Here is a 1,835-nt window from a genome sequence, read left to right as displayed (position 1 = left end):
CCCGGATTTCTCACAAACTCAGAAAAAACCGGAGCGTAAAACTGATAAAATGTATACATAGTAGGCATTTCAACAGTTTTAACCGATGAATCGAGCCGCAACGCGATCGCTCCCAAAACAGTTCAGATTTGAACAGCCAAAGTCACCTCCAATCGTAGTTAATTTCCAGGGCGGACAAGTAACATCTGATGCAGGTTTAAGCTTAATTGCTGAAATAGATAGAAAACTGCAAATCACATCACAGTTTGCACTATGTTTCCAAGATTACCGAAAGCCAAATCGAATTGACCATTCAATAGAAAACTTAATTAAACAGCGAATCTACGGGTTGGTCATGGGATACGAAGACTTAAATGACCATGAAGAATTACGTCATGATCCGATGTTTGCTCTATTATTAGGAAAAAAAATTGGAGTAAAGGATGAGCCTGCAATATTAGCAGGTAAGAGTACATTGAATAGGTTGGAACATTGTCCTGAAGATGTAGAACAAGGAGCAGATAGTCGTTACCATAAAATTGGACATTCTTCAGCAGAAATTGAAAGTCTATTTGTAAATATATTTTTAAAATCCTACTCAAAAGAACCACGAAAAATTATTTTGGACTTAGATGTAACTGATGATTTAGTACATGGCAATCAGGAGCAAGTTTTTTTCAATACTTATTATGGGGGATCCTGTTATGCTCCACTTTATATATTTTGTGGGAAACATTTATTAGCAGCCAAACTTCGTCCTTCTAATGTAGATCCAGCATTTGGGGCGTTAGAAGAGTTGCAAAGAGTCATTAAACAAATACGTCAACATTGGCAGAATGTTGAGATTTTAGTACGAGGAGATAGTGCCTATTCCAGAGACGATATTATGACATGGTGTGAGTCGCAAGCTGGAGTTGACTACGTTTTTGGATTGGCACGAAACAGCCGTTTAATTCAAATGGCTACGGCTACTCAAAATAGAGCCTCGCGTGAGTTTGAGCAGAAGTTATCAACAGTAACTTCATTTTTAGAAACTCTATTTAAACCAGATGAGCAAATTTCTGAACTTGCTTGTGACCTGATTGATAACTCAATTTGGCATAAGTCGTTAGACTATCAGACTCGTGAATCTTGGAGTCGTAGTCGTCGTGTTGTTTGTAAGGTCGAATATGGAATAAAGGGAAATAATATTCGTTTTGTTGTTACAAGTCTTCCTACCAATAAAGTACCTCCTGGTCAACTATACAGACAAAAATATTGTAAGCGAGGGGAGATGGAAAATCGTTTTAAAGAACAACAACTAGAACTTTTTAGTGATAGAACTAGTACTCATACATTTGCAGGAAATCAGCTACGCTTATGGTTTTCTTCTCTTGCTTACGTTTTGATGAATGCATTGCGGTCACAATGTTTAGCCAAAACCGAATTAAAAAATTCTCAAGTTGGGACTATTCGGACAAAATTATTGAAGTTAGGAGCCTTAATTACTATAAGCTCACGGCGAATTTTAATTGCGATTACTAGCTCAAGTCCTGTAAAACATATCTTTGCTGCTGCTTACAGATGCTTAAAAATGCTCCCGAATACCGCTTAATTTCGAGTCAAGCAGCATTTCACCTTCTCTCTAATAATATTTCTAGCTTGGTTTGATTCAAGCCTTGTTTTGGATGCTTAATTTTATGAACACAGTGTTTCAATCCCAGTATAAGCAAAAAGTTTAGTAACTGCTTTAGCTTGATAATGGCTATTTTGTACTTACTTTGTTTACCATCATAAATTTCAATTGATGATGTATCAAAAAATGTCTTACATCAAGCGATGTGAATTGATTTTTTATTGTTTGTGAGAAATTTGCG

Annotated in this window: 1 protein-coding gene; it reads left to right on the top strand. The window is 36.3% G+C overall.

Features of this window, described 5'->3' with window-relative positions; genetic code table 11:
- Positions 1–85 precede the first annotated feature (85 nt).
- Entirely contained in the window at positions 86–1,573 is a 1,488-nt protein-coding gene (locus ACM0OY_RS40305; protein WP_414574285.1) for an IS1380 family transposase, read from the top strand.
- Positions 1,574–1,835: the final 262 nt, after the last annotated feature.

Source organism: Nostoc sp. CCY 9925, from assembly GCF_963920935.1.
Classification (GTDB): domain Bacteria; phylum Cyanobacteriota; class Cyanobacteriia; order Cyanobacteriales; family Nostocaceae; genus Nostoc.
This window is presented reverse-complemented; position numbering and strand designations above follow the sequence as displayed.

What these genes read in the sequence shown, in the direction of transcription:
- ACM0OY_RS40305 (WP_414574285.1), top strand. Translation starts at nt 86, where the DNA reads ATGAATCGAGCCGCAACGCGATCGCTCCCAAAACAGTTCAGATTTGAA.